The sequence below is a fragment of the Corynebacterium sp. UD i78 genome, assembly GCF_056280545.1.
Window position 1 is genome coordinate 2,500,506 of the sequence record NZ_JBWCED010000001.1, and the last position, 26,600, is coordinate 2,527,105.

The window sequence follows — 26,600 nt, forward strand, 5'->3', positions numbered from 1 at the left end:
CTGACTCCCGTTCCGGGCACCCGCCGAGCCCCGAGGATCTACTGACCGTCGGGCAGGTCGCCGGAGGCGTTCTCCAGGTGGGCGCGGATGAACCACTGGAACTGCTCCATGGCACCGATCTGGCCGATGAACATGTCCTCACTGACCGGGTCGAGCTGGTCGAGGGCGGCATCCGCCTCACGGGAGTCGATGATGACCTTGTCGTAGATCTCGTTGAGAGCGGTGAGGTGCTGGACCGTGCTGCCCTTGTTGACCGGGTACTGGAGCGGCTCGCGGCCCGGCGAGTGGGAGTCCGGGGTACCGATCGGCTCGCCACCGAGGGCGGCGATGCGCTCGGCGACGGCGTCCGCGTTGGCACGGATCGCCTCGACCTCCGGGTCGAGCATCTCGTGGACACCGATGAAGTTCGGGCCGACAACGTTCCAGTGCGCGTGCTTGAGGATGAGGTGGAGGTCGTTGTAGGCGGTGAGGCGCTCCTGCAGGATGTCGATGACCTGCTTGGCATCGCCCTCTGACAGGCCCGGGACAGTGAAGTTACCCATGGTGTCTATCGCTCCTTCGTATGACATGTGGTGATCTGCCGTGTCCGCTGTTCTCAACGGATCACGGCCCAGCCTATTCCAGATCACCGGGGAGCCGGTGGTTGTTCCACCCCCGAACAGGTCCATAAAAGGTAACGTGAACAGAACTATGTTGACTGTGCCGAAGAAGTTGAAGAAGCCGCTCCGCAAGCCGCTGAAGAAGATCGAGAAGACCGTCATGAAGAAGGTCTTCGGGTCCCCCCGTGCTTTCGAGCGTGGCCTGGCGATCTGGCCCCCACTGGCGGGCGACGGCGTGCGCGTCCACAACATCTCCGACGACTGGTCCTACGGCGAGGTCGTGCTGCATTCGGGGCCGTTGACACAGAACATGCACGGTGCAGCCTTCGGCGGAACCCTGTTCTCCATGACCGACTTCCTCTTCGGGACGCTGGTCATGAAACGTCTCGGCCGCGACTACGAGGCCTGGACCCGCACCGGCCAGTTCCAGTTCCTCGCCCCGGGTCGCGACGGTGCCCGGATGACGGTGCGCGTCACCGACGAGCTCTGCGAGGAGATCCTCGCCGGCATCGAGGACGACGGCTACTACAACGTCGCCTTCACCTGCGTCATCACCAACCGGGACGGAACGGTCGTCGGCGTCGGCCAGCAGGACCTGCACGTGCGTCCCCGCAAGGGCCGTGAAGCGTCGAGGACGCCCGGGGCGGCGCGCGAGACCGACGAGTCCATGGCGCCCCGGGAACCGAAGGGGATGACACTGGAGCACCTGGTCACCGCGGCCGCCTGGCGAGCCTGGGGACCGACCGGCAGCGGCGAGCACGGCCTGCTGACCTCGGTGCTCTCCGCGGCACGACGCATCCCCGAGCCCGAGGAGCAGGCCCGCTACGTGTGCGGCGAGATCCTGTCCCGCGACGCGCTGACCACCGGTGAACTGCTGGAGCTGGCGATCCCCCGGCGTCTGCTGGGATAGCACCTCTGCCGCGGGCCGGAGTTCCCCCGATGACCTGGCACGACGGGCCGAGGGCTACGGCCACGCCCGGCACCTCACCGAAGGGCTCCCGGACCTCCTGCCCGGCCGCGGCAACACCGGCCGGGGCGATCTCCCGACCACCTGCCGGCGGCGGGGCTCCTACACCGGTCCGCCAGGAGGTCCCCGAAGGGCCGGAAAACCCGGGCATCGTTCGGATCGGGTCAGACACCGCCCCCATGACGGCTGGTCCTGGTAGACAGGGACACATGGTCGACACAGGTATCCCCGACACAACAAATAACGCATTCGACACCGTCTTGGATGAGTGGTCGCGCAAACACCTCGGATTCACCGGCCGAGGTGGAGACGGCGCACCGTCCCCGATACGTCACCGGTGTGCTGCTGCGCCGAGAATCGACATGGTCACGGCCGGCCCGAGGCCCCGTCCGCCGTTCCGGAAGGCGCTTTCCTGCCACACCTCCACACCTGACGAGTGTCACGTGGAGTTTCGCATGGAGACTGCCACCGCTATCTGCGATGCCGTGATCTCGTCCGTAGGGGCCCCGTCATGAAGTCCCCGGTACCCGACTATCTCTGGGAGATCCTCGGGACCGTACGAACCCGTGACTCCGGGGAGCGGGCCGATTACATCCCTACCCTCGCCGAAGCTGAACCAGGGTATCTCGCCGCGGCATTCGCCACCGTGGACGGCCAGGTCTACGAGGCGGGAGACACGTCAGTTGAGTTCTCGATCCAGTCCATCTCCAAGCCCTTCGCCTACGCCCTGGCCCTGTCGTCCCACGGCAGCCGTCATGTGCTCGAGAAGGTCGGGGTAGAGCCGTCCGGGGAGGCATTCAACGAGATGTCGCTGGATGCCGACGGGCGACCGTTGAATCCGATGATCAACGCCGGGGCCGTCACCGTCCACTCCCTGATCGGGGACGCCGCACTCACCACCGCCGACCGCGACGAGATGGTGGTCGCGGGCCTGTCGGCCTTCGCCGGACGCGTTCTGCGTGTCGATGAGCAACTGGTCTCCGATGAACTGGGCAGCGCCCATCGCAATCTGGGAATCGGATACATGCTCCGAAGTCACGGCATTCTGGAAGAGGATCCCGCCGAGGTCGTCAAAGGCTACATCCGACAGTGCTCCGTCATGGTGACGGTGACGGATCTCGCGGTGATGGCGGCTACTCTGGCGAACAACGGAACCAATCCTTTGACCGGTGAGAACGTCGTGTCCGCAGGTGTCGTACGTCAGGTCCTCAGCGTCATGGCGACCTGCGGCATGTACGATGCCGCCGGCGACTGGTTCACACAGGTCGGCATCCCGGCGAAAAGCGGGGTCGCCGGAGGAATAATCGGAGCCCTGCCGGGACAGCTGGGCATAGCCACGTTCTCTCCCCGTCTGGATAAACACGGCAACAGTGCCCGTGGAGTGCAACTGTTCGAACGGTTCTCCGTTGACATGGGTCTTCATCTCATGGAGGTCCCTGCCCCGTCCAGATCCGTGCTCGGCGGGATGAGGGTGTTCGGTGACGGGGATTCAGCTGTCAGGGTCATCGGGCTGCAGGGCAGTCTGCGGTTCGCCGGCGCCGAGAGACTGGTCCGGGAGATGACCGCCGAGGCCTTCGATGAACCGAGAATCGCCCTGGACCTCACGGATGTGCATTCACTGGATGATGTCGCAAGGAGAATGCTGCTGGAGGTGGTGCGCCGCCTCAGCCTCGAGGACCGGACGGTGTACCTGATCGATCCGACGGCAGTGATACCCGACCCTGACCCGGGCGACGGGGGTCAGGTGACAGTCGTGGAGTCGGTGGCGGATCTCATCGGACGGCAGCCCGCACGGTAACATAGGTTTCATGCGCGAACCAAAGCTGGCACCGGAACCTGTCCGTGACCCCTGCACAGACCATCTGCTGACACCACAGAATTCCGCGGTGGTTTTCATCGACTACCAGGAGGCGCAGTATGCGACTGTGGGATCTGCCACCCGCGAGGAGATCAACCTCGGAGCCGTGACCCTCGCCAAACTCGCCCACTCCTACGAACTGCCCACGATTCTCACTACGGTCGCGGTGGGGATGGGCGTCAACGGGGCCACGGTTCCGGAACTCACTGCAGAGTTGCCCGGCGTTCCCGAGATCGACCGGACCGGTGTCAATTCATGGGAAGATGCCGACTTCCGCACGGCGGTGCATGCGACAGGACGGAGGAAGATCATCATGGCAGGCCTGTGGACGGAAGTCTGCCTGGCATTTCCCGCGCTCGACATGCTCCGGGAGGGCTTCGAGATCTACCCCGTCACCGATGCGGTCGGAGGAGTGTCCGAGGTGAGTCACCGGAGCGCGATAGAGCGCATGCAGGCGGCAGGCGCACAGCCGGTCACCTCCCTGGCAGTCGGATCCGAACTGATGCGTAACTGGGCTCGGGACGGCGCGGACCTGTACCGCGTCATCCTCAACGACCACTTCAGCAGAAGACGCGCCATCGGGGAATCCGGCGGAGGTCATCTCACGCGCTGAGCCGGTCCCGTCGTCAGCTGCGCCAGGTCGGAGTGGTCTTCACGCTCCGATGCATCTCCCAGACAAGTACCTCTGCCGGTCCCCGCCCCTCCTCGTCCGGGCTGGCCTCTATGACGACCGGTCCTTCGTCGGTGAGTCTGGCCGCATCCCCCTCCGTCATGTCGATCACCTCAGATGCCCGGACACGGACGTCGCCGACAACGACGAAAACATGGAGGTAAGGGGCCTCAGCCGTGGTCACCGACTCGCCCGGATGAAGTCGGGAGGCACGCAGTCGAGCTCCGGAGGTCCTGATCGCCATGGCGGCACCAGGGTCACCGTCCCCTGAAGCCACCGTGACCAGACCGCCTGCGTCCAGTGCCTCGTTGAGGTCCGCAACCGAGTGTGCGGGCTCCACACCCGCCGTGTCGGTGGGCAACCACATCTGGACGACGCGGACCGAGTCCCTGGTCGTCGACCCGGCAGCATTGGTCTCCGCATGCCGGACACCGCTGCCCGCGGTAATCGCTTCCGCGCTACCTGCTCCCAGAATCATCACCTCACCGGAGGAATCACGATGCTTGAGCCGTCCATGTGCGATCCAGCTGACGATTTCCACGTCGGCGTGCTGATGCATGTCGAAGCCTTCGCCGGGTTCCACGAGATCATCGTTGTGGATCAGTAGTAGTCCGAACGCGTAATCGGTCATCCTGGTGGACCCGGTGGCGGGGAACGACTGCCTGGAGACAATGTCGCTGCCCGGCCAGGTGCTTCTGTCCGCGGACCTGATGACTTTCACGGTCATGTCTGTGCTCCTCTGGGGGACAACCATCCCCTGCGTAGGTACGGAGTGGGCGCAGATGGCGGATCCCAGGTACTGCGCCAGTGACGCACACGCTACCTGCCCCCACGGGACGGGGCCACCGCATCAGGGCACACACCCTACCCCGCCGGCCCGGGAAGAACGACCGCGAGGATCCCGGACAGGACCACGACACGCGTGGGCATGCTCTCCAGGCTGCCGCTCACCCCGATGATCTGCTCGCCTTCCTCCCGCATCCGCCGGAGCACCTCGTGCACCTGCAGCTCCGGGTCAAGGACCAGCAACGGGCGGACAATACCCGCCTCACTGACCAGGGACGTCCGGTCCAGCGTGAGAGTGTCGCGGACATGGACGAAAGCGCCCGCGCCCACGAGGACGCGCATCTGACCCGAGGCGCGGGCGGCGTCCTGCACCTCACCGACCGTCGCCGCAGCCGGCAGGACCGGGACGGACGCCCCGGGCAGCTCGCCCAGCGTCCGACGCGTCAGATCCAGTGCACCGATCACCCGGTCACGGTCTGCGGCATCCAGTGCACCGGTCTGCGCGGAGTGCTCCACGAGGTGACGCAGTGAATCGGCATCGTGCCCACCGGCGGCGGCACGGTCCACCGGTTCCACGCCTGACCAGCGCACCAGCCGGTTCGCCGCCCGGTTCATGGCGATCAGCAACGGTCGCAGCAACCACGCCAGCCCACGGGCGGGCACGGCGATCAGGCGCACCGCACGCTCCGGGAAGGCGATCGCCCAGGACTTCGGCGCCATCTCGCCGATGACCAGGTGCAGGAAGGTCACGACGAGCAGGGCGAGGATGAAGGAGACGGGGTAGGCCGCGGACGACGGCAGTCCCACCGCCTCGACCAGTGGCTTGATCCACGAGGAGACCGCCGGCTTGGTCACCGCACCGAGGGCGAAGGTCACCGCGGTGATGCCCAGCTGGGCGGCGGCGAGCATGACGGTGAGTTCGTCCATGCCGCGCAGGGCGGCGCGGGCGGTGAGCCGGATGGACGCCTGCTCCTCCAGCCGGTGCCGCTTCGCCCCCAGCAGGGCGAATTCGATCATGACGAAAAAGGCACTTGCCAGTAACAGTGCCAGGGTGACGAGGATGACGGTCACGGTGGTCATCACAGCTCCTCCCCGGGATCGACGGTCTCCACGGACTCCACGGACTCCACGGACAGGGCAACCTCAGCGGGGACATGGCGCTCCACCGACCGGACCTCGGCGACGAGCACACGGACCGGAACCTCGTCCAGGACGTCGCGGGGGTCGGCGGGCAGGGCGATACGCACCACGTCACCGACCTCCGGGAGGTCACCGGTGTGCTCGATGACCAGGCCTGCGAGTGTCTCGGCGTCCGACTCCGGCAGCAGGATCCCCAGCAGGCGGGCGACTTCGTCAAGGTGCTCGTCACCGGGCAGGACGCCGGGCACCTCACCCGGCGTCCAGGCGACGGCGACCTTCTCGTCATGTTCGTCGGTGAGTTCACCGACGATCTCCTCGGCGAGATCCTCGGCGGTGAGGACGCCGGATACACCGCCGTACTCGTCGACGACGCACGCCAGCCGGTCATCACTTTCCACCAGCGCGACGAGGGCGTCCGGCAGGCTCATCGCCTCCGGCAGGACCACCGCATCCCGGACCAGGTCCACGACCGGGGTCGCCGGATCCAGCCCTTCGGCCAGGACATCCTCCAGGTGCAGCACTCCGTGGAGGACCTCGGCGTCCCCGGTACCGGAGACCACCGGGTAGCGGGTGTGCTCGACCGCCATACGTGCGCGGGCCCGGGCGACGGAGTCCGTGGCCGACAACTCACCGGTCTTCGACCTCGGCACCATCGCATGCTCGACCGTGCGCTCCGGGAAGTCCAGGATGCGCTCGACGACGCCGGAGACGTCGGCGGGGAGGTCGCCGGAGGTGCGGGCGTCCGCCACGATGCGTTCCAGCTCCCGTGGGGAGGCTGTCGAGTCGACGTCTTCCACCGGGGTGACGCCGACCATCCTCAGCAGGAAATTGGACGACCAGTCGAAGAAGGCGATGAGCGGGCCGAAGATCTTCAGGTACAAGGAGGTCGACCGGGCCAGGCCCAGCGCGAGAGGTTCGGGGGCCGCGATGGCCAGGTTCTTCGGGTAGAGCTCGGCGGCGATCATCTGCACGACTGTGGCGACCAGGAGGACCAGCAGCGCGATCGTCGCCGCGGAGACCCCGGTGAGTTCGGCGACCACGCCGCCGATCAACGGTTCGGCGAGTTCACCGACGAGCAGGCCGGTGACGGTGATTCCCAGCTGCGCGCCGGAGAGCATGAAGCTGGTGCGCCGGGTGACGGTCAGGGCACGTGCGGCCCTGCGGTCCCCGGCGTCCGCCCGGGCGGCGAGGCGCGACCGGTCGACGGACATGTAGGCGAATTCCTGGGCGACAAACCAGGCATTCAGTGCGATGAGAATGAGAACGGCGAGGACGCCGGCGGTGAGTGCCGCGACTGCGGTGGCGGTACTCACCTGGGTTCACCATCGTCCATGGTGGACGATCAACTCCTTGTGTAGGCGACGGTAGCGGTGAACGAAGTTTACACGATCTCTCCGCGTAACCTCGGATGCCATGAGCGAACCTGCGTACCCCGACATCTACCGCGCCGCCGACACCCGCTACACGGGCACCGACGAACACCCCGCTGTGCCCTACCGGCGCAGCGGTGTCTCCGGTCTGAAGCTGCCGGCGATCACGCTGGGCCTGTGGCACAACTTCGGTTCCGACCGGCCACTGCAGAATCAGCGGGAGATCCTGCGCCGCGCCTTCGACCGCGGTGTCACCCACTTCGACCTGGCCAACAACTACGGACCCGTCCCGGGGGCCGCGGAGGAGAACTTCGGGCGGATCATGGCGTCCGACTTCCGGCCTTACCGCGATGAACTGCTGATCTCCTCCAAGGCCGGCTGGTACATGCAGGACGGACCCTACGGTTTCGGCGGTTCGCGGAAGTACCTCGTGGCCAGCTGCGACGCCTCGCTGAAGCGGATGGGCCTGGACTACGTCGACATCTTCTACCACCACCGGCCGGACCCGGAGACCCCGGTCGAGGAAACCGTCGCCGCCCTGGACCACATCGTGCGGTCCGGCCGGGCCCTCTACGTCGGCATCAGTTCCTACTCCCCCGAGCTCACCCGGCACGCCCAGGTGATCGCGAAGGACCTGGGGACGCCGCTGCTCATCCACCAGCCGAGTTACTCCATGTTCAACCGCTGGATCGAGGACGAACTGCTGGAGACCTGCGCTGACCAGGGCATGGGTGTGATCGCCTTCTCCGCGCTGGCGCAGGGGCTGCTCACCGACCGATACCTCGACGGCGTGCCGGAGAGATCCCGGCTGGGGACGCACAAGATGAACTCCGGGTTCCTCGCCGACGACACCCTGCTCGCCGTCAGGGCACTCAACGACATCGCCGCGGGCCGCGGGCAGACGTTGGCCCAGATGGCGATAGCCTGGGTACTACGCCGCCCGGAAGTCACCAGTGCCCTGATCGGGGCATCCTCTGTGGAACAGCTCGACGATTCCCTGGATGCGCTGAAGAACCTCGACTTCACGGACGCTGAGCTGGCGGAGATCGACCGATACGCCGTCGACCGTGGCATCAACCAGTGGGCGAAAGCGACGGAGTCGACGAGGTAGGTGCGGTATTCGACCGGATGCGGCACTATACGACCATGCGTAGAACCCTTCTGACCCTGACCGTCGCCATCGGCATCGCCGTCGGCACAGTGGCTCCCGCCGTCGCCGGGGACGCGACCTCGTCGGGCGCCGAGCCGAGCAGCGCACCGGGCAGCACGTCAGGTGTTGATCTGCCGGGAATCATCGGCAGCTCCGACCCGATCTTCACGGAGGGGCCTCTCGGCTCCCTCTTCACTGACCCCGACTACACCGCGTTCCTTGTCTCCGCGCTGGCTGCCGGTGCCGGCGCGGCCGGCGTGACCTGGGCTGTCCAGCAGCGCCTCATCGCGAACCCGTTGCCCGGCATCATCCCGGACCCGCCCGTCCGACATCGGTGACGACCCGGGCGGCAGGTACAGGCCGGTAGGCCTCAGGCCTACCGGCCGAAGTTCCCCACGATCGCGGCATTGAAGGCGTCGACATCGGCCTTGGTCCGCGAGGTGATCAGCAGACCCGAGGTCGCGCGCGTCCTCCCCCACGTCGGAGCCGTCATCGACGCACACCTCCTCGTCGACCCAGGTCGCACCGGCATTGACCAGGTCGGTGCGCAAAGTCGGTGACGAAGTGAGGGTGCGCCCCGTCACCACGGCCGCATCCGTGAGAATCCAGGCGCCGTGGCAGATAGCGGCGATCGGCTTGCCCGCCGTCGCTATGCCACGGACCAGCTCGACGGCATGCTCGTCGAGGCGCAGCTGATCGGCGTTGCTCACACCACCAGGCAGGATGAGCCCGCCGAAAGACGCGGCGTCCGCGTCGGCGGTGATCATGTCCGGGGCGAACGCGGTACCGCGTTTACCGGTGATGATGCTGTCCTGAGGCGCGACAATAAGGACGCGGCCGCCAGCCTGTTCCACGGCGTGCTTCGCCCGGCTGACTTCCGTGTCCTCGAAGCCGGTGGTGGCCAGGATCGCGATGGTCCACTTACTGAGATCGCTCATGCCACCTGATGGTACGCCGGGGTCTGGTGATTCCCATCACCAGACTCCCGGGACGTCGCCCCGGACACACCCGGATCGGGGGCCGGGACAGCGGATCAGAAAAGACCGTTGGGGTTCTCGTCGTACGACCAGAGCAGGTTCTTCGTCTGCTGGTAGTGGTCCAGCATCATCAGGTGGGTCTCGCGACCGATACCGGACTTCTTGTACCCGCCGAACGCCGCGTGGGCCGGGTACGAGTGGTAGTTGTTCACCCACACTCGACCGGACTGGATGGCGCGTCCCGCCTGGTATGCGGTGCGACCGTCACGGGCCCAGACGCCGGCACCGAGGCCGTAGTCGGTGTCGTTGGCGATCGCGATGGCGTCGTCGAAGTCCTTGAAGGTGGTGACGGCGAGGACCGGGCCGAAGATCTCCTCCTGGAAGCAGCGCATGTTGTTGCTGCCCTTGAGGACGGTCGGCTCGACGTAGAAGCCGTTCTCCAGGCCCTCGACGGTGCGGACGCTACCGCCGATGAGCACCTCGGCACCTTCCTCGGGGCCGGACCTGAGGTAACTGGAGATCTTGTCCATCTGCTCCAGCGACGCCTGGGCACCGATCATGGTGTCCGGGTCCAGCGGGTTACCGACCTTGACCTGGCGGACGCGATCGACGGCGAGCTCGAGGAACTCGTCGGCGATGCTCTCCTGGACCAGCGCACGGGACGGGCAGGTGCAGACCTCACCCTGGTTGAGGGCGAACATCGAGAAGCCTTCGAGGGTCTTCTGACGGAAGGAGTCGTCGGCGTCCATGACGTCACCGAAGAAGATGTTCGGCGACTTTCCACCGAGCTCCAGGGTGACCGGGATGAGCTTCTCGGCGACGGCCTTGTTGATGATCTTTCCGACCTCGGTGGAACCGGTGAAGGCGATCTTGGCGATGCGGTCGGAGGCGGTGAGCGCCGCGCCCGCCTCCTCGCCGAGGCCGTTGACGATGTTGAGGACGCCGTCCGGCAGCAGGTCGGCGATGAGCTCGGCGACCACGAGGATGGATGCCGGGGTCTGTTCGGCCGGCTTGAGGACGATGGCGTTACCGGCGGCCAGGGCCGGGCAGATCTTCCACGCCGCCATGAGGATCGGGAAGTTCCAGGGGATGATCTGGGCGACGACCCCCAGCGGCTCGTGGAAGTGGTAGGCGACGGTGTTCTCGTCGATCTGCGAGAGGTGCCCCTCCTGGGCACGGAGCGCCCCGGCATAGTACCGGAAATGGTCCACGGCCAGGGGCAGGTCAGCGGCGAGGGTCTCACGGACCGGCTTGCCGTTGTCCCAGGTCTCGGCGACGGCGAGCATCTCGAGGTTCTCCTCGAGGACGTCGGCGATCTTCAGCAGGATGCGGGAGCGCTCCTGGACGCTGGTCCTTCCCCAGGCGGGGGCGGCGGCGTGGGCGGCGTCCAGGGCCTTCTCCACGTCAGCGGCCTTCGAGCGGGGAACCTCGCAGAAGACCTTGCCGTCGACGGGGCTGATGTTCTCCATGTACTGGCCGTCAGCGGGCTCGACCCACTGGCCGCCGATGAAGTTTCCGTAGCGGGGCTTGAACGAGATCAGGGATCCCTCGGTGCCGGGTGCTGCGTAGACGTTACTGCCCTGTGCGGTGATGGTCATGAGACTGGCTACCTCCGTAGTGGACCGGGCTTCTCCCGGATCGAATGGTGATGGATTGCGTGAACCAACCTATCGGGACCGGGATGTGATGGCGACCACTATAAGTTCATATACTCAGCGATATCACACAGGCTCACCTATCACCGCAGGACGCCACCCCTTAACTGTCAAGTTGGCAAAAGAACACCCCCGGAAGACCATCCCGCGACGGGGGTGGCAACCGGGGGTGAATCAGGGATTGCGCGGGCGATACCTAGGCAGTTTTCCGCCGACCGCGGATGAGGTGGTCCAGGCTGTACCGGCCACCGGCCACCGCGCCGACCAGGGCGACACCTGCGGCAATGACGAGAACCAGCTCATAGCCGCCACCGTCGACGAAGATCGTGCCGGCGTCGGAGTGGACGAACCACCAGGCGCCGATCATGTCGATGACGACGAGCACCGCAACCACCGGAGTGAACAGGCCGACGACGAGGAGGATGCCGCCGACGAGCTCGACGGTCGCCGCGAAGATCGCGGACGCGGTGGCCGCCGGGATGTCCATCGACTCAAAGAAGGTCGCGGTTCCGTCGATGGTGCTGGTGAAGAACTTCTGCCAACCGTGGGCCAGGAGGGTCACGCCCAGCGCGACGCGGGCGATGAGGATGACGATGTCAGAGGTGGTACGGGAGAGGGTGTTGCCACCGGCAGCGGAAGGCATGGCGTCCTTTCATAAAGTAAGTAATGATCGCGCACCACACTAGGCCCCAAACTGTTGACGTGTCAACTATGTGTCGGAAGGGTCACACCGGGGAACTTCCACGCACAGCTTTCCGACGCGCACCGTCACCGGCCACGACACCTGCCGCGGCCGACCGTTGTCCCCCCAGATCCGCACGATGTCGGTACTGAAGTTCTGGAACAGATCCGCCCGGCCAGCCTCCTCGGCCTTGCGCACCGCCGACCACGTGCCGATGTACCCGAGGAAGCCTTCCGGGTCGAGGTCCCGGTCGATGCTGAGCTCCGGGGTGTCCAGCTCCTCGAAGGGGAACCCGATGGTGCGGTAGCCCTCGTCGACGTAGCGTCGTTCCGGATCCCAGAACGGGCCGATCTCGTCGTAGTAGAAGCGGCCGAATCGCTCCTGCAGGTCAGCGTCCGCAATGCGCAGCACGCCGTAGCTGACCAGGGCGATCACCGCTCCCGGCGCGGCGATACGGCGGGCCTCGGCGTAGAACTCCGGCAGGTTGAACCAGTGCGCCGACTGCGCGGCGGTGACCAGGTCCACCGTGCCGTCGGCCACCGGGAGGTTCTCGGCGCGTCCGACTTCGTAGGTCACATTGGGCTTCGCCGTGGCCGCCCCGATCTGCGACTCACTGGGGTCGAAGGCCAGTACCTTGTCGAAATTGTCCGCGAGCTGGGTGGACAGCTGCCCTGTACCGCAGCCTACGTCCACCGCGGTACCGGTGGAGGGAGCGAGCCCCGCCAGGAAAGCGGAGACCTGCGTCGGATATTCCGGGCGGTAGATGGCGTACTCGGCGCCGCCGGTGAACCAGTTGCTGGGCACGTTCGCGGCACCCGAGGTCTCCGAGGCATTACCGGATGTGCCGCCGGTGGCGGATGAGTCAGTCATGCCGCCAGCGTACCGGTGGCTTCGACGAGGTGAGCACCGCACGCGGTGTCACCGTGCCGACCCAGTCCACCGGCCCTGTCCACCGGCCCTGTCCACCGGCCCTGTCCACAGGGGCTGATTCCACGTCCGGGTCACGCGTAGCCTCGGAACCATGACACACAGTGAGCTGCAGGCAACCTACGATCACATCATCGTCGGCGGCGGCGTGGCCGCTGACAAGGCCGCCCGTGCCATCCACGGGCGCACACCGGACGCCGCCGTCCTCATCCTCACCAGGGATCCCGAGGGCCCCGTGTCCCGACCGGACCTCACCAAGACCCTCTGGCTCGACGAGTCGACCCGCCTCGAAGACATCGACCTGGGCACCGCCGGGGACACCGGCGCCCAGCTGGTCACCGGTGTGACGGTCACCGCAGTCGACCCGTCCGCCCACACCGTCACCACCGACGGTGGGAACACCGTCACCTACGGGACGCTGCTGCTGGCGACCGGTGCGTCCGCCCGCACACTGGAGGACGCCAAGGGTGGCGACGACAGCCGGGTCACCTGCATCCGCAGCGTCAGCGACTACCGTGACCTGCGGAGCAAAGTCTCGGAGGGGACCCGGGTCGCCGTCGTCGGCGGCGGTTACATCGGTTCCGAGATCGCCGTCGCACTCAACGCCATCGGCGCCACCGTGGACGTCTACACCCCGGACGACCGGTTGCTCGGGCACATGTTCCCGGCCTCGGTCACCGACCATCTCGAGGAGGTTTACGCCGACAAAGGTGTCACCGTGCACCACGGGTTCCTCCTCGACCACCTCGACGCCTCCGGCGGGACGCTGAAACTCGTCCCGGAACACGGGGACGCCGCGTACGCCGATCTGGTGGTCATCGGCTTCGGCGCGGTGTTGGAGACCGGCCTCGCCCAGGACGCCGGGCTCGCCGTCGAGGACGGTGCCGTCGCCGTCGATGCCTCCCTGCGCACGAGCGACCCCGATATCTTCGCCGCCGGCGACATCATCGGATTCACCGATCCACTGCTCGGGCGTCGTCATGTCGAGCACGTGGACAATGCCGAGCAGTCCGGTGAGATCGCCGGAAAGAACATGGCCGGCGACACGGCCACCTACGACTACACGCCGCTGTTCTTCTCCGACATCTTCGACGACGGCTATGAGGCGGTCGGCACGCTGAGCACGGACCTCGACACCCTCGAGGACTGGAACGACGACCACACCGCCGCCGTCATCTACTACCTGGACGGCGGGATCGCCCGGGGCGTCCTGCTGTGGAACACCTGGGACAGCGTGCCGAAGGCCCGCGAGGTCATGACCGCCTCCGCCGCCGGGACGCTCACCGGCGAGGACCTGCGCGGCGCCATCCCCGTCGGGTAGGTGGAACCTATTCCGCAGGCAGCTCCGGCAGCTCCGGCAGCTCCGGCAGCGCGGTGCTGTGCAACCACGCCTGCCAGATGCCGTCGAGCGGTTCGGTGCTCACCGAGTCGGCCAGTGCCGTGAACTCGTCGGTTGTCGCCAGGCTGTGCTTCCTGGTCTCCGCCCAGGTGCGCAGCAGGGCCCGGAACGACAGGTCACCGAGGGTGCGTCGGAGTGTCTCGAGAAGCAGCGCACCCCGCTTGTAGACACGGTCGTCGAACAGGTCGGCGGCGCCGGGGTCCAGAAGCTGTAGATCCTGCGGCAGTTCCGCCAGCCGCGCATGGTGGAAGCCGGCGCACTCCGCGATCGACGGCCCGTCCGACTCCTGCGACCAGATCCACTCGGAGAAGCAGGCGAAGCCCTCGTTGAGCCAGATGTCCTCCCAGCGGGCGAGGCCGACACTGTTGCCGAACCACTGGTGGGCGAGCTCGTGCGCGATGAGTCGCTGCTCGGACTCCTCGCAGTGGTTCAGGCCGAAGGTCGTCATGCCCTGTGCCTCCAGCGGAATCTCCAGGTCCTCGTCAACGACGACGACAGTCAGATCCTCCTGCGGGTAGTCGCCGAACCAGTCCTCGAAGACCGCCACCATGTCGGGTACCGGGGAGAAGGCCTCGCGCACGAGGCCGGAGTGGGCAGGCGGGGCGATGAGCCTGGCGGATCCGGCGCCTTGCGGGGCGTGTCCGGTGAGCGACCGTGCCCCGGCACGCACCGCGCCGACGACGACATCGCCCACGGTCGTGAGGCGGAACGCGTACTCCGTGTACTCCCCCACGTGCGCGGCGAGCAGGTACGTCGCGGTCGGGACATGGCTCTCGAAGTGCCAGGCCTTCTTGCGTCCCGCGGAGGTCACGCGACCCGGCACACCGGTCACCGCGACGAAGAACTCCGGGTCACAGGTGAACTCGATGTCGTAGGTGCCTCGGTCGTCGACCCGGTCGTTGCAGGGGAACCACGTGGGCGCACCGCACGGCTGCGAGGCGACGAGCGCACCGTCGGTGAGTTCCTCCCAGCCGACCTCGCCCCAGTGCGACCGGCGCGGCGCCGGCTTGCCGGCGTAGTCGATGACGACGGTCAGCGAGGTTCCCGGCTGCAGAGACGGACCGAAGCGCACATGCAGCGCGTCCTTCCCGTGCTTGAGCTGCTTGTGCACCTTCCCGTCGACACGCACTTTGCCTACGCGCAACCCGACGAGGTCGAAGCGCAGGTCCCGGGTCTCCTCGAGCACCCGCACGTCGAACTCGGCACGTCCCTCGAGGCGGTTGGTGCGCGGGGTGTAGTCGATGGCGAGCGTCGTATGAGCGACGGAGAACCGCTGGTCACCGGAATGCGGGAGGTAGGGGTGTGGAGCAGAGATGTGGGGCATCGGACCGATCCTATGTCGTTGACTGGTAGGCGCGCACCTTCACGGCCTTCCAGGGGCCGATCGGGTTGCCGCTCCACCGGGAGCCGACGGGCACGCCCTCACCGCGCATCACCAGCGAGGCCGGACCGACCGTCGCATGCGCACCGATCGACGCGGCGGGCAGGATCACACTGTGCGGGCCGAGCGTCGCTCCGTCCTCGAGCTCGACACGGTCCATGCTCATGATGCGGTCGTGGAACAGGTGCGTCTGCACCACACAGCCCCGGTTGACGGTGGAACCGTCACCGAGGGTCACCAGATCGGGTTCGGGCAGCCAGTACGAGTCGCACCACACGCCCTTGCCGATGTGCGCACCGAGCGAGCGCAGCCAGACCGCCATCGCGGGCGTCCCTACGGCGGCACGGGCGAACCAGGGTGCGGCGAGCATCTCGGTGAAGGTGTCACTGACCTCGGTGCGCCACACGAAACTCGACCACAACGGCTTCTCTCCGGCCCGGATCGGCCCCACGATCGTCCACTTCGCGACAGTGGTGACCGCTGCGGCGACAGCGCCGGCGGCGAGCATCACGATGCCGGACAGCAGGAGCGTCCACCACGGCCCGACCGAGGACCAGAGCCAGGTGAAGACGCAGAGCACCGCTACACCGAGCAGGCAGGAGACGATCACCGGCACGATGCGGCACAGCTCCCACAAGGTGCGCGCGACCTTCAGCCGCGTCCCGGGGTTGTAGGTGCGCTCGTCGTCACCGGTCTGCGCCGCGCGGCGCAGGCGGGTCGGCGGGGAGCCGAGCCATGACGAACCCGACTTCGACTTGTCCGGGGCAACCGACAGCACGGCGACCAGCGAACGCTTGGCGACCTTGTGCCCGGGGCCGGCCATGCCCGAGTTGCCGAGGAACGCCCGTTTACCGATGCGCACCGGGGCGATCCGCAGCCATCCGCGATGCAGTTCATAGGATGCGACCATCGTGTCGTCGGCGAGGAACGCGCCCTCGTCGATGCGGGTCATCGTCGGCAGCAGCAGGACGGTGGACGCCTCGACGTTCTTCCCGACCCGGGCGCCCAGCATGCGCAGCCACACCGGGGTGAACAGGCTCGAGTAGATCGGGAAAAGGAAGTTGCGGGATGCATCGAGCAGGCGCTCCGTGGTCCACACCTGCCACCCGATGCGGCTGTGCACCGGGAATGTCCCCTCCGTCAGACCGACCGCGCACAGACGGACGAGCACCAGGACGATCCCCGCGTACACGAGGCCGACGGCGAGCACCGCCGGCACCAACCAGACAAGCGAGCCGAGCAACGCCTGCCAGGGGGTGTCTGCACCGGCGATCCCGATCGAGAGGACGGCGGCTCCCGCCGCGAACGCCACGAACGGCTGCAGGGCCAGACCGACCGACGAGACACCGTAGGCGATCTTCCACGCCGACGACTGCGTCGCCTTCTTCTCCGGCCATCTGCCGGCGATGCGCTTCGCACCACCGGTACGCACGGCGGGAGATCCGCTCCACCGCTGGCCCGACTTCACACGGCCGAACACCGCGGAACCGGGCGAGATCTCCGCCCCGTCGTCGATCCGGGTGCCGGGAGCGAGCGTCGACCGGGCGCCGACGGTGACATTGCGTCCGATGCGCACCGGGCCGACGCGCAGCAGGTCACCGTCGATCCAGTACCCGCTGAGGTCGGTCTCGGGCTCGATCGCCGAGTTCCGGCCGATCTCCAGCATCCCTGTGATCGGCGGCAACGTATGCAGTGACACATCGCGCTCGACCTTCGCGCCGAGCATGCGGGCGTACACCGTGATCCACGGTGCCCCGGCAAGACCGACGGCGTCGATCTGGGCCGCGAACTGCTCGGCGAGCCAGAGTCGCATGTGGGTGGCACCGCCACGCGGGTAGTCCCCCGGGACGAGTCCGCCCAGCAGCAGACGGGCCGCGGCCGCAGCGATACCCATGCGACCGAAGGGCGTCGCCACGACGACGATCATGACGATGAGCAGCCACCAGGGCACACTCGGCAGCACACTGAAGGCGTCGCCGTCGACCGAGGTGAGGATCGTTCCCGCGGTGAGGAGGTAGACGAGCCACCTCACCCCGCCCACGATGAACAGCGGGACGCCGGCGAGCGTCTGCAGCCACTGGGTACGACGCGGTGTCGGAACCGGGCGGTGGTAGGTGTCAGAGGTGGTCTGCGCGTCCGTCGCGGCGACCGCTGCCGCCATCGCCGCCAACCGCGGCACATCGTAGACGTCAGCGACGGCGAACTCGGGCACCCTGGTGCGGATCCGGCTGACGAGCTGGGCGGCGGCGAGGGACCCGCCGCCGAGGTCGAAGAAGTTGGCGTCGGTGCCCGGGACGGGCATGCCGAGGACAGCCTCCCACTGTTCCACCAGCCACTGCTCGGCCTCTGTCCGGGGTGCGTCACCCTCGCCCGTACTGTCGTGTCCCGCGCCGCCGGTCGCCGAGGGCGGCAGCGGCCACGGGAGTGCCGCACGGTCCACCTTGCCGGAGGTCCGCGTGGGCAGTTCCTCGACGACGGCGAGCAACGGCATCACCCCCGCCGCGAGACGGGAGGCGAGATGTTCGCGGGCCGCGGCGCGGTCGAGGTCACGGTCGCCCTCGACGACGAGGTAGCCGACCAGCAACGGCACCCCCGCCTCACTCTTCCGGACCGCAGCAGTCGCGGCCGTCACACCGGGCAGGTCCTGCAGCGCATTCTCCACCTCGCCGAGTTCGACACGGCGTCCACCGACCTTGACCTGGTCGTCGGCACGACCGACGAAGATCAGGCCGTCCTCCTCGTAGCGCACGAGATCGCCGGAGCGGTAGGCACGCTCCCAGCCGAGGGAGGGCATCGGTGCGTACTTCTCCGCGTCCTTCGCGGGGTCGAGGTAGCGGGCGAGTCCGACGCCGCCGATGATGAGTTCGCCCTGCTCCCCGGGCGCGACCCTCCCGCCTTCGGCGTCGACGACGGCGAGGTCCCAGCCGTCGAGGGGAAGACCGATGCTCACCGGTCCTTTCTCGTCGAGTCGGCAACCGCAGGCGACGACGGTCGCCTCTGTCGGGCCGTAGGTGTTCCACACCTCACGCCCCTCCTCCACCAGGCGCGCGGCAAGTTCGGGCGGGCAGGCCTCGCCACCGAAGATGAGCAGCCGGACGTTCTCGATCGCCTCGGCGGGCCACATCGCGGCCAGCGTCGGTACGGTCGAGACAGCCGTGACGTTCTGGCGGACGAGCCAGCCCGCGAGATCCACTCCGCTGCGTACCAGCGAGCGTGGCGCCGGCACCAGGCACGCGCCGTGCCGCCAGGCGAGCCACATCTCCTCGCAGGACGCATCGAAGGCGACCGAGAGCCCGGCGAGCACCCGGTCACCGGGGCCGAGCGGGTCGTCCTGCAGGAAGAGGTTTGCCTCCGCGTCGACAAATGCCGCGGCCGAGCGGTGTGTGACCGCGACCCCCTTCGGCACGCCGGTGGATCCGGAGGTGAAGATGATCCAGGCGTCGTCATCCGGGGTCGGGTCGTGGGACGCCTCGGCGTCCTGCGTACCCTGCTCGTCCCCGTTCTCACGCGGCGCATAGCCGCCGTTACCGACGATGCCGACGGCCTGTGCCTCCCCGAAGACGAGACGGGCCCGCTCATCGGTGTCGTCGACATCGACCGGAACGTAGGCAGCCCGGGCGAGCATCACGGCGAGAATCGAGATGTAGAGTTCCTTCGATCCGGAGTCGACCCGGATACCGACCCTGTCCCCCGGTCGTACCCCCGCCGAGCGGAGCACCGCTGCCTTCGCCTCGACGGCGTCGAGCAGTTCGGTGTAGCTCAACGCCCCCGATCCGTCATCGATGGCGGATGCCTCGGGATGGTCCTGTGCTGTCGCCCGGAGAATGTCGATGAGCGTCCGGGGTGGCGCCGCGAGGGCACCGCGAGTCAGGGGAGATTGAGAATCACCGGTGAGTTTCACGACGTCAGTCAAGCACACGCAGGTGAACTTCTGATGACGTGCACGGCAACTACAGTTCCAGCCGCGCCCCCGACCACCGTTCACGCAGCCACCGGTCGTGGGAGGCGACGACAACCGCCCCCGGGTACTCCGGAATCGCCTCCTCCAGTGCAGTGACCAGGGACAACGAGAGGTGATTGTCCGGCTCGTCGAGCAGCAGGACCTCCGGTGGATCCGCGAGCAGCACCGCCAGGGCCACCCTGCGCTGCTGGCCGAGGCTGAGGTCCACCAGCGGTCGGTTCTCGTCGCGCGGGTGGATCAGCCCGAACGTGGACAGTGGCACCTCCTCGGCCAGCTCCTCACCGACCAGGTCACGGTAGGCGCGCTCGACTGTGCGGTCGTCGCCGCGGTCGTGCGGGCCCGGCAGGTCGACGTCCTGGGTCAGGTAGCCGGTGCGTACCCCGGTGACCGTGAGAGACCCGGCGTCCGGAGTGAGTTGTCCGGCGAGGACCGAGAGCAGCGTGGACTTCCCCGACCCGTTCGGTCCGGTGACCAGGAGCTTCTCGGTGCCGTTGAGGGTCAGCGATGTCCCCGGGAGGCGTCCTTCCACGGAAATGCAGGACGCCACGACGACCGGCCCCTCGGCAGGTTCACGGGTGGTACCGGCCGATGCCGCCGTGAGACCGGCGAAGGTCAGCTCCTTCGGGGGCTTGCGGACCTGCTCCTCCTCGAGTTTCTCCAGGCGCGAGCGGGAATCGTTGACGCGGCGCGAGACGACCTTCGCGTTGCGGTCGGCGTAGAACTTCTTCGCCAGCTTCCCCTCGGTCCGGGGCGGGGCGCCGACGTGCCCGACGGTGTGGTTGTCGCGCACACCGGCACGCAGGCGCTTCAGTTCCGCCTGCTCATCGCGGTACCGGCGTTCCCAACGAACGCGGACGTCTTCGCGGGCGGCCAGATAGTCGCTGTAGTTGCCGGTGTAGCGGGTCACCCCGCCGTCCTGGCCGACCATGCTCGGCGCGGGGTCCAGATCCACGATGCCGGACGCCGCGATGTCCAGGAACGCACGGTCGTGACTGGCGAAGAGTACCGGCCCCTTCCACGCGGAAAGGACGCTGACCAGGTAAGTCGTCGCGGCGTCGTCGAGATGGTTGGTGGGCTCGTCGAGCAGGAGGATGTCCGGCCGGTTGAGCAGCAGCCACGCCAGGGACAGGCGCGCCTGCTGACCTCCGGAGAGTTCCCCGGTGGGGCGGTCGGTCGGGATGTGCGACAGGCCGAGGCCGGCGAGCGTGGCTGAGATCCGGGCGTCGGTCTCCCAGATGTCGAGGCGTTCGGCCAGGTCAATGGCTTTTGTGTAGGCCTGCTCGTCGTAAGGGTCGGCGGCGGACTCCAGGTCACGGGCGACCTGACGCTCGACGGCGACGGCGGACTCCAGAGCCTGCCCGATCGTGTCGGCCGGGGCGAAGGGCGCCTGCTGGTGCAGCAGACCGACGCGGGCCCGGTGACTGCCGGAACCGGTGTCGATGGTCCCGGCGGTCGTCGCACCGCGCGGCAGTGAACCGTGGACGGCGTGCAGCAGGGTGGACTTGCCCGAGCCGTTCTCACCGATCAGACCGATGCGCTGCCCTGGTGAGACGGTGAAGCTGAGGTTTGTGAGGATGTGCGTCCCCGCGATCTGGGCAGACAGGTCGTCGATACGCAGGACGGCGTCCGGGGTGGCGGTGTGCGTGGAGGTGTCGGACAACATGGCGGAACTCCCTGAGTGGAGAAAAGGTGTGCCCCGCCGGGCTGTGCTCACCGGCGTCCGGAGCTGTTCGCTCGACGGGGATCCGGGGGCGCCTCAGGCGCGGGACGGTTCAGGGGTTCTACTTCCGCATGTGACTCACGCTAGCAGCGGTTGTCCGCACCGCGCAACGGCAGGTCGGTCGCATGCCTGCTGAGACGGCCTCATGGTGCGTGATGCGGACGTCACTCAGTCGCGCGGCCGCTCAGCCCTCGACGAGTGACCGGAGAGTGTGGAGCGTCTCGGTGATGCCGTAGGTGGCGGCGTCCCGCCGGTCGGCTTCCTGGGCGGCGGCGTCCTCCCCGTACTTCTCGACGAAGAATGCCTCACCCTGCTCGGTGAAACGGGTGAACTCGGTGAGGACGGTGGCGTCGTCGCGGCGGTTCACCGGCTCCAGGCGGTAACCCCACACCGTGCCGGACGAGGTGACCTGCCAGGAGAACTCGCGGCCGGGCTCGCAGACCACGACCTCGGACACCGTGCTCCACTCCCGGTCCTCGGTCCGGTTGTGGCCGGTGAACGTCGCTCCGACGCCCCGGGCGGCCGGATCGGTGGCGGCGGCGTCGTTCCACTCCGCGTTGTAGCACTGGGCGCTCCATTCGCCGGTGCGGGTGATGTCGCTGACCAGGTCGAAGACCTCGGCCGGGGACGCGGCGATGGTGATGGAGTCGCTGAGTTCGTATGCCATGGCGTCGAGGGTAGTCGGGGCCTGTCCGGCCGGGCGCTTCCCCGCTACCGTGGACGCCATGACCACCACATCACGCCGTCGGCGACTTACCACCACAGCACTCGCCACCGGCCTTACCGGCGTGCTCGCCGTCACCACCGCCGGAACCGCCGGTGCTGCAGACCTCCCGTCCAGCTCGGAGGTGCAGTCACAGGTCAACGGCGCAGTCGAGGACTCGGTCGAGTACGGCGGCTACGTCGCCGGCAGTGTAGGGGCCTTCTTCCGACTGCCTGTCGACCAGGCCATCTACGGCAGTGCGGCCGCCGGAGCGCTCGCGCTGTGCCTGGTTCTCCCCTCCCCTGACGGCAACTGCGTGATCTGAGAACGAAGAGAACACAGAAGGACGCCATGTACATCAAGATGATGAACGAGTACTCGGTCGACTGGCCGTTCTGGAACCCGGCTGGCAGCAATCCCGACCTTGACCTGCCCTATCTGCTCTCCGACATGGATGATCCACTCCCCCACCTTCCGGATGATCTCGCAGCGCAGGTCCGATCCTGGACCAGGCAGTTCGCGGAGAACTATGAGCGGAACTTCCGGTGGCCGTCGCAGGAGATGGCCCGGGCTCACGAGGAGGAGGGACGCCGCCTCCACGCGGAAGTCACGGCAGCTCTCCCCGTGGACACAGTGGTGCTCGACTACTGGGAGACCGGCTACGCCGACGATGCCGAAGACACCGGTGATTCCTCCGCGGGCACCTACACACACTGACGCCACCACCCCCTGGCTCCAGGTCGGGTGCCTCAGGGTGGATCAGGCGGCAGGTGTCGAGTCAGCACCCTCACCGGCAGAAAAACGGGCGGTTCAGCTGCCTGTGAGGGGGCAGAGTCGACATCGGGAGACAACGGGGGCGACGGGAAGTGACGGGAAGTGACGGGAAGTGACGGGAAGTGACGGGGCAGCGCGGGGACGGGTCTACTCCGCGCCCCCTGTACCGGCCGCGTCAGCCGGGTCGACAGTGTCCACGTCATCCCCGGCACCACCGGCGGCGAACTGGCTGCGGTACAGGTCCGCATAGGCGCCGTCGAGTTCCAGCAGCTCCTCATGGGAACCCTGCTCCACGATCGCACCGTCGACCATCACGAGGATCCGGTCGGCGTCCCGGATCGTGGACAGCCGGTGCGCGATGACGAATGAGGTCCGGTCCGCCCGGATCGCGTTCATCGCCTTCTGCACCAGAACCTCGGTGCGGGTGTCCACCGACGATGTCGCCTCATCGAGGATCAGCAGCTCAGGGGCACGCAGGAAGGCGCGGGCGATGGTGATCAGCTGCCGCTCTCCGGCAGAGACCGAGCCACCGTCCTGGTCGATGACCGTGTCATAGCCCTCCGGCAGCGCATGGACGAACCGGTCGACATAGGCCGCCTTCGCCGCGTCGATCACTTCCTGGTCCGTGGCCTCCAGCCGGCCGTAGCGGATGTTCTCCATGATCGTGCCCTCGAACAGCACCGCGTCCTGCAGCACCATGCCGGTGCGCGAGCGCAGGTCAGCGCGGGTCATGGCGCGGGTATCCACACCGTCGAGCCGGATGGACCCACCGGTGACCTCGTAGAACCGCATGATGAGGTTCACCAGTGTCGTCTTACCGGCACCGGTCGGACCGACGATCGCGATCGTCTGCCCCGGCTCCACGGTGAGGTCCAGGTCCGTGATCAGGGGCTCGGCGTCCGCCCCGCCGTAGCCGAAGGAGACGTCCCGGAACTCCACCCGGCCCGGCTTCTGACCGGTGGCGAGCTCCGGCGTTACCGGATCGGCCGGGTCGGCGTCCTCCTCGTCGGCGTCGAGCAGCTCGAAGACACGCTCGGTGGAGGCGAGCCCGGACTGCAGCATCGTCATCATCCCGGCGACCTCCGACAGCGGCTGGTTGAACTCGCGCGAGTAGGTGATGAACGCCGTCGCCGCACCCAGGGTCATCGACCCGCCGGCGACCCGCAGCCCGCCGGCCACCGCGATGACCACGTAGGACAACCAGGTGAGGAACTGCATCAGCGGCATCATCGACCCGGACAGGAACTGCGCCTTCGCGCTCGCCCGGTACATCGACTCATTGCGGCCGGTGAATTCCTCGGCCATCTCCTCCTGCCGACCGTAGGCGACGACGAGGTCGTGCCCGGTGAAGGACTCCTCGACATGACCGTTGACCCGACCGGTCTCACGCCACTGGGAGCCGTACTCCTTCTGCGCCCGACCACCGATCACGCCGACGATCACGGCCGTCAGTGGCAGCACGAGCAGCGACAGCAACGTGAGCTGCCAGGACACGGTGAACATCATGACCAGCACACCGATGATCATCATCACCGAGTACACCAGCTGGCTGATCGCCTGCTGGAGCGCCTGCTGGATGTTGTCGACGTCATTGGTGGTGCGCGAGAGGATGTCGCCACGCTGGCGGGTGTCGTAGTAGTTCAGCGGCAGGTGGTGGATCTTGCGCTCCACCCGCGCGCGCAGCTGGATGACGACCGCCACGACCACCCGGTTGAGCACGAACCCCTGCAGCCAGTTGAACACCCCGGCCACGACGTACATGCCCAGCACGATGCCGATGAGCTCACCGAGCCGACCGTAGTCGATCCCGGCACCGGGCTCGCCGCTCCACATCGCCCTGACACCGTCGTAGATGACGTCCACGGCGTAGCCGAGCACCTTCGGCGCCCACACCGACAGGACCACACACACGGTGAGCAGGAAGAACACCCACGCCATCGCGGCCTTGCGTGCGCCCAGCAGGCCGAGCATGCGCTTCGTCGCCGACCAGAACGACCGGATCTTCTGGGGCTGCTGCATCTCGTCCATTACTCGTCACCTCCGTTCACGGCACCGGTCAACTGCGACTCGACGATCTCCCGGTAGGTGCCGCTGGATTCCAGCAGCTCCTCATGGGTACCGCGGGCGACGATACGGCCGGCCTCCAGCACGAGGATCTGGTCGGCCTCCCGGACGGTCGAGACGCGCTGGGCGACGGTCACCACCGCCGCGTCCGTGGTGCGCGGGGCCAGGGCCTCACGCAACGCCGCATCGGTGCGGACGTCGAGGGCGGAGAAGGAGTCGTCGAAGACGTAGATCTTCGGGGACGCCACGAGGGCGCGCGCGATACACAGGCGCTGGCGCTGACCACCGGAGACGTCCGTTCCGCCCTGGGAGATGGAGGACGCCAGGCCCGTCGCGGCGACCGCGTCCTCTGTACCGTCGGCGTCCTCTCCTTCCCCGGTGGAGCGCTCGGCGACGAAGCGGTCGGCCTGGGCGATGCGCAGGGCGTCCCACAGCTCGTCATCGGTGGCGTCCGGAGCGCCGAAACGCAGGTTGGAGGCCACCGTCCCGGAGAACAGGAAGGCCTTCTGCGGCACCAGGCCGACGCGCTCCACGATCGCGGCACGCGACATCCGGTCAACCGGTGCGCCGTCGAGGAGCACCTGACCGGCGGTCGGCTCCAGCAGCCGCGGAACAAGGTTGACCAGGGTTGTCTTGCCCGACCCGGTCGCCCCGATCACCGCGGTGGTCTGGCCGGGACGGACCGTGAAGGAGACGTCGGAGAGCACCGGCTTGTCCGCACCCGGGTAGGTGAAGGAGACATTGCGGAACTCCAGCTCGCCGCGCAGTTCCCCGGGATCCTGCGCCGTGGCCGGCTCCGCCACGGTCGGCTCATGGCCCAGGACCTTGCTGATACGCCCGGCGCAGACGATGGCGCGCGGCAGCATCATCGCCATGAACGCGCCCATCATCACCGCCATGAGAATCTGCAGCAGATACTGCATGAACGCGGTCAGCGACCCGACCTCCATATTGCCGTCGCCGACGCGGTGCCCGCCGAACCACAGCACCGCCGCGGTCGCGACGTGCAGCAGGATCATGATCACCGGGAACATCAGCACGAAGACCTGGCCGACCTTCTCGGAGACGCGGCCGATGTCCAGGTTCGCGTCCCGGAACCGGTCGGTCTCGTGCTTCTCGCGGACGAAGGCGCGGACGACACGGATGCCGGTGATCTGTTCACGCAGGACCCCGTTGATCCGGTCGACCTTGTCCTGCATGACCTTGAACAGCGGCACCAGCTGGGCGATGAGCAGGGCCACGACGGCGAGCAGCACCGGCACGGAGACCCACACCAGCCACGACAGGGCGGCGTCCTCCCGCAGGGCCATGACGATGCCGCCGATACACATGATCGGCATGGTGACCATGAAACTCAGCGCCATCGAGGTAACCTGCTGGACCTGCTGGACGTCATTGGTACCGCGGGTGATCAGCGTCGGCACACCGAATTCGCCCATGTCACGGGCGGAGAACCGGTCGACACTGCGGTAGACGTCCCGCCGGATGTCGCGTCCGATCCCCATCGCCACACGGGCTGCGCACCAGGTCGCGCCGACGGCGGCGATGACCTGACCGAAGGCGACGGCGAGCATGACACCACCGGTGGACCAGATGTAGCCGATGTCTCCGGTGGAGACACCCTTGTCGATGATCCGCCCGTTGAGATTGGGTAGGTAGAGGGTGGCCAGGGCGGAGATGCCCTGGAGGATGAGGACCGCGGTCAGCAGTCCCAGATAGGGCCGCGAGTAGGCGCGGAGAAGGCGTAGCAGCTGCACATCTTCGAGCATAGAGGCGGGACCGGACAGGTAGGACACGGTAACGGGCGGCAGCTACGC

At 67.4% G+C, this 26,600-nt stretch carries 21 protein-coding genes; 7 read left to right on the top strand and 14 right to left on the bottom strand.

The window, feature by feature from the left end; all coding sequences use genetic code 11:
- Positions 1-38 precede the first annotated feature (38 nt).
- Entirely contained in the window at positions 39-542 is a 504-nt protein-coding gene (locus ACZ9GM_RS11700) for a Dps family protein (RefSeq protein ID WP_476037915.1), read from the bottom strand.
- 148 nt (positions 543-690) lie between these two features.
- On the opposite strand from ACZ9GM_RS11700, the gene ACZ9GM_RS11705 reads away from it, so the two are divergent.
- From ACZ9GM_RS11705 to ACZ9GM_RS11715, 3 genes are all read left to right on the top strand, one after another.
- On the top strand, positions 691-1,509 hold the full coding sequence (locus ACZ9GM_RS11705; protein WP_301519223.1) for a PaaI family thioesterase: 819 nt from the start codon (positions 691-693) through the stop codon (positions 1,507-1,509).
- A 568-nt stretch (positions 1,510-2,077) separates the two neighbouring features.
- Positions 2,078-3,364 (top strand): glutaminase, encoded by a 1,287-nt coding sequence (locus ACZ9GM_RS11710; protein WP_476037916.1) that lies wholly within the window; start codon positions 2,078-2,080, stop codon positions 3,362-3,364.
- A gap of 10 nt (positions 3,365-3,374) precedes the next feature.
- Complete coding sequence (locus ACZ9GM_RS11715) at positions 3,375-4,037, top strand: hydrolase (RefSeq protein ID WP_476037917.1); 663 nt, start codon at positions 3,375-3,377, stop codon at positions 4,035-4,037.
- 13 nt (positions 4,038-4,050) lie between these two features.
- Here ACZ9GM_RS11715 and ACZ9GM_RS11720 read toward each other — a convergent pair whose 3' ends face one another.
- From ACZ9GM_RS11720 to ACZ9GM_RS11730, 3 genes are all read right to left on the bottom strand, one after another.
- The gene (locus tag ACZ9GM_RS11720) at positions 4,051-4,821 is read right to left on the bottom strand and encodes a pirin family protein (protein WP_476037918.1); all 771 of its coding nucleotides are present in this window, start codon (positions 4,819-4,821) and stop codon (positions 4,051-4,053) included.
- 137 nt (positions 4,822-4,958) lie between these two features.
- The gene (locus ACZ9GM_RS11725) at positions 4,959-5,960 is read right to left on the bottom strand and encodes a CNNM domain-containing protein (RefSeq protein ID WP_476037919.1); all 1,002 of its coding nucleotides are present in this window, start codon (positions 5,958-5,960) and stop codon (positions 4,959-4,961) included.
- Positions 5,960-7,333, bottom strand: a complete 1,374-nt coding sequence (locus ACZ9GM_RS11730) for a hemolysin family protein (RefSeq protein ID WP_476037920.1) — start codon at positions 7,331-7,333, stop codon at positions 5,960-5,962. Before ACZ9GM_RS11730 ends, ACZ9GM_RS11725 begins: the two co-directional genes overlap by 1 nt.
- Positions 7,334-7,433: 100 nt before the next feature.
- On the opposite strand from ACZ9GM_RS11730, the gene ACZ9GM_RS11735 reads away from it, so the two are divergent.
- Positions 7,434-8,501: an aldo/keto reductase gene (locus ACZ9GM_RS11735; protein ID WP_291475567.1), complete on the top strand. Its 1,068-nt coding sequence runs from the start codon at positions 7,434-7,436 to the stop codon at positions 8,499-8,501.
- A gap of 158 nt (positions 8,502-8,659) precedes the next feature.
- On the opposite strand, the gene ACZ9GM_RS11740 is transcribed toward ACZ9GM_RS11735, so the two are convergent.
- The 4 genes from ACZ9GM_RS11740 to ACZ9GM_RS11755 all read right to left on the bottom strand — a co-directional run bounded on the left by ACZ9GM_RS11740 (position 8,660) and on the right by ACZ9GM_RS11755 (position 12,724).
- On the bottom strand, positions 8,660-9,478 hold the full coding sequence (locus ACZ9GM_RS11740; RefSeq protein ID WP_476037921.1) for a DJ-1/PfpI family protein: 819 nt from the start codon (positions 9,476-9,478) through the stop codon (positions 8,660-8,662).
- 95 nt (positions 9,479-9,573) lie between these two features.
- Complete coding sequence (exaC, locus tag ACZ9GM_RS11745; RefSeq protein ID WP_476037922.1) at positions 9,574-11,115, bottom strand: acetaldehyde dehydrogenase ExaC; 1,542 nt, start codon at positions 11,113-11,115, stop codon at positions 9,574-9,576.
- A 253-nt stretch (positions 11,116-11,368) separates the two neighbouring features.
- On the bottom strand, positions 11,369-11,815 hold the full coding sequence (locus ACZ9GM_RS11750) for a DoxX family protein (protein ID WP_476037923.1): 447 nt from the start codon (positions 11,813-11,815) through the stop codon (positions 11,369-11,371).
- Between the two features lie 66 nt (positions 11,816-11,881).
- On the bottom strand, positions 11,882-12,724 hold the full coding sequence (locus ACZ9GM_RS11755; RefSeq protein ID WP_476037924.1) for a class I SAM-dependent methyltransferase: 843 nt from the start codon (positions 12,722-12,724) through the stop codon (positions 11,882-11,884).
- Positions 12,725-12,875: 151 nt separating this feature from the next.
- On the opposite strand from ACZ9GM_RS11755, the gene ACZ9GM_RS11760 reads away from it, so the two are divergent.
- Positions 12,876-14,102, top strand: coding sequence for an NAD(P)/FAD-dependent oxidoreductase (locus ACZ9GM_RS11760; RefSeq protein ID WP_476037925.1), 1,227 nt, complete (start codon positions 12,876-12,878; stop codon positions 14,100-14,102).
- Positions 14,103-14,109: 7 nt separating this feature from the next.
- Here ACZ9GM_RS11760 and ACZ9GM_RS11765 read toward each other — a convergent pair whose 3' ends face one another.
- The 4 genes from ACZ9GM_RS11765 to ACZ9GM_RS11780 form a co-directional block, all read right to left on the bottom strand.
- Positions 14,110-15,504: a M1 family metallopeptidase gene (locus ACZ9GM_RS11765; RefSeq protein WP_476037926.1), complete on the bottom strand. Its 1,395-nt coding sequence runs from the start codon at positions 15,502-15,504 to the stop codon at positions 14,110-14,112.
- 10 nt (positions 15,505-15,514) lie between these two features.
- Positions 15,515-19,480, bottom strand: coding sequence for a Pls/PosA family non-ribosomal peptide synthetase (locus tag ACZ9GM_RS11770; protein ID WP_476037928.1), 3,966 nt, complete (start codon positions 19,478-19,480; stop codon positions 15,515-15,517).
- Between the two features lie 31 nt (positions 19,481-19,511).
- Positions 19,512-21,185: an ABC-F family ATP-binding cassette domain-containing protein gene (locus tag ACZ9GM_RS11775; RefSeq protein WP_476037929.1), complete on the bottom strand. Its 1,674-nt coding sequence runs from the start codon at positions 21,183-21,185 to the stop codon at positions 19,512-19,514.
- A 241-nt stretch (positions 21,186-21,426) separates the two neighbouring features.
- The gene (locus ACZ9GM_RS11780) at positions 21,427-21,909 is read right to left on the bottom strand and encodes an SRPBCC family protein (protein ID WP_476037930.1); all 483 of its coding nucleotides are present in this window, start codon (positions 21,907-21,909) and stop codon (positions 21,427-21,429) included.
- Positions 21,910-21,967: 58 nt separating this feature from the next.
- Between ACZ9GM_RS11780 and ACZ9GM_RS11785 the strand changes: the two genes are divergently transcribed.
- Together ACZ9GM_RS11785 and ACZ9GM_RS11790 are read left to right on the top strand one after the other, a co-directional pair.
- Positions 21,968-22,270 (top strand): hypothetical protein, encoded by a 303-nt coding sequence (locus ACZ9GM_RS11785; RefSeq protein ID WP_291475586.1) that lies wholly within the window; start codon positions 21,968-21,970, stop codon positions 22,268-22,270.
- A 26-nt stretch (positions 22,271-22,296) separates the two neighbouring features.
- The gene (locus ACZ9GM_RS11790; protein WP_014008648.1) at positions 22,297-22,662 is read left to right on the top strand and encodes a hypothetical protein; all 366 of its coding nucleotides are present in this window, start codon (positions 22,297-22,299) and stop codon (positions 22,660-22,662) included.
- Between the two features lie 204 nt (positions 22,663-22,866).
- Here ACZ9GM_RS11790 and ACZ9GM_RS11795 read toward each other — a convergent pair whose 3' ends face one another.
- A complete protein-coding gene (locus tag ACZ9GM_RS11795) occupies positions 22,867-24,747 on the bottom strand; it encodes an ABC transporter ATP-binding protein (RefSeq protein WP_476037931.1) in 1,881 nt (626 codons plus the stop codon).
- The gene (locus ACZ9GM_RS11800; RefSeq protein ID WP_218024590.1) at positions 24,747-26,540 is read right to left on the bottom strand and encodes an ABC transporter ATP-binding protein; all 1,794 of its coding nucleotides are present in this window, start codon (positions 26,538-26,540) and stop codon (positions 24,747-24,749) included. The genes ACZ9GM_RS11795 and ACZ9GM_RS11800 overlap by 1 nt, the downstream gene beginning before the upstream one ends.
- Positions 26,541-26,600: the final 60 nt, after the last annotated feature.

What these genes read in the sequence shown, in the direction of transcription:
- ACZ9GM_RS11785 (WP_291475586.1), top strand. Translation starts at nt 21,968, where the DNA reads ATGACCACCACATCACGCCGTCGGCGACTTACCACCACAGCACTCGCC.
- ACZ9GM_RS11740 (WP_476037921.1), bottom strand. Translation starts at nt 9,478, where the DNA reads ATGAGCGATCTCAGTAAGTGGACCATCGCGATCCTGGCCACCACCGGC.
- ACZ9GM_RS11765 (WP_476037926.1), bottom strand. Translation starts at nt 15,504, where the DNA reads ATGCCCCACATCTCTGCTCCACACCCCTACCTCCCGCATTCCGGTGAC.
- ACZ9GM_RS11705 (WP_301519223.1), top strand. Translation starts at nt 691, where the DNA reads ATGTTGACTGTGCCGAAGAAGTTGAAGAAGCCGCTCCGCAAGCCGCTG.
- ACZ9GM_RS11795 (WP_476037931.1), bottom strand. Translation starts at nt 24,747, where the DNA reads ATGGACGAGATGCAGCAGCCCCAGAAGATCCGGTCGTTCTGGTCGGCG.
- ACZ9GM_RS11780 (WP_476037930.1), bottom strand. Translation starts at nt 21,909, where the DNA reads ATGGCATACGAACTCAGCGACTCCATCACCATCGCCGCGTCCCCGGCC.
- ACZ9GM_RS11755 (WP_476037924.1), bottom strand. Translation starts at nt 12,724, where the DNA reads ATGACTGACTCATCCGCCACCGGCGGCACATCCGGTAATGCCTCGGAG.
- ACZ9GM_RS11700 (WP_476037915.1), bottom strand. Translation starts at nt 542, where the DNA reads ATGGGTAACTTCACTGTCCCGGGCCTGTCAGAGGGCGATGCCAAGCAG.
- ACZ9GM_RS11750 (WP_476037923.1), bottom strand. Translation starts at nt 11,815, where the DNA reads ATGCCTTCCGCTGCCGGTGGCAACACCCTCTCCCGTACCACCTCTGAC.
- ACZ9GM_RS11735 (WP_291475567.1), top strand. Translation starts at nt 7,434, where the DNA reads ATGAGCGAACCTGCGTACCCCGACATCTACCGCGCCGCCGACACCCGC.
- ACZ9GM_RS11725 (WP_476037919.1), bottom strand. Translation starts at nt 5,960, where the DNA reads ATGACCACCGTGACCGTCATCCTCGTCACCCTGGCACTGTTACTGGCA.
- ACZ9GM_RS11710 (WP_476037916.1), top strand. Translation starts at nt 2,078, where the DNA reads ATGAAGTCCCCGGTACCCGACTATCTCTGGGAGATCCTCGGGACCGTA.
- exaC (WP_476037922.1), bottom strand. Translation starts at nt 11,115, where the DNA reads ATGACCATCACCGCACAGGGCAGTAACGTCTACGCAGCACCCGGCACC.
- ACZ9GM_RS11715 (WP_476037917.1), top strand. Translation starts at nt 3,375, where the DNA reads ATGCGCGAACCAAAGCTGGCACCGGAACCTGTCCGTGACCCCTGCACA.
- ACZ9GM_RS11720 (WP_476037918.1), bottom strand. Translation starts at nt 4,821, where the DNA reads ATGACCGTGAAAGTCATCAGGTCCGCGGACAGAAGCACCTGGCCGGGC.
- ACZ9GM_RS11790 (WP_014008648.1), top strand. Translation starts at nt 22,297, where the DNA reads ATGTACATCAAGATGATGAACGAGTACTCGGTCGACTGGCCGTTCTGG.
- ACZ9GM_RS11775 (WP_476037929.1), bottom strand. Translation starts at nt 21,185, where the DNA reads ATGTTGTCCGACACCTCCACGCACACCGCCACCCCGGACGCCGTCCTG.
- ACZ9GM_RS11760 (WP_476037925.1), top strand. Translation starts at nt 12,876, where the DNA reads ATGACACACAGTGAGCTGCAGGCAACCTACGATCACATCATCGTCGGC.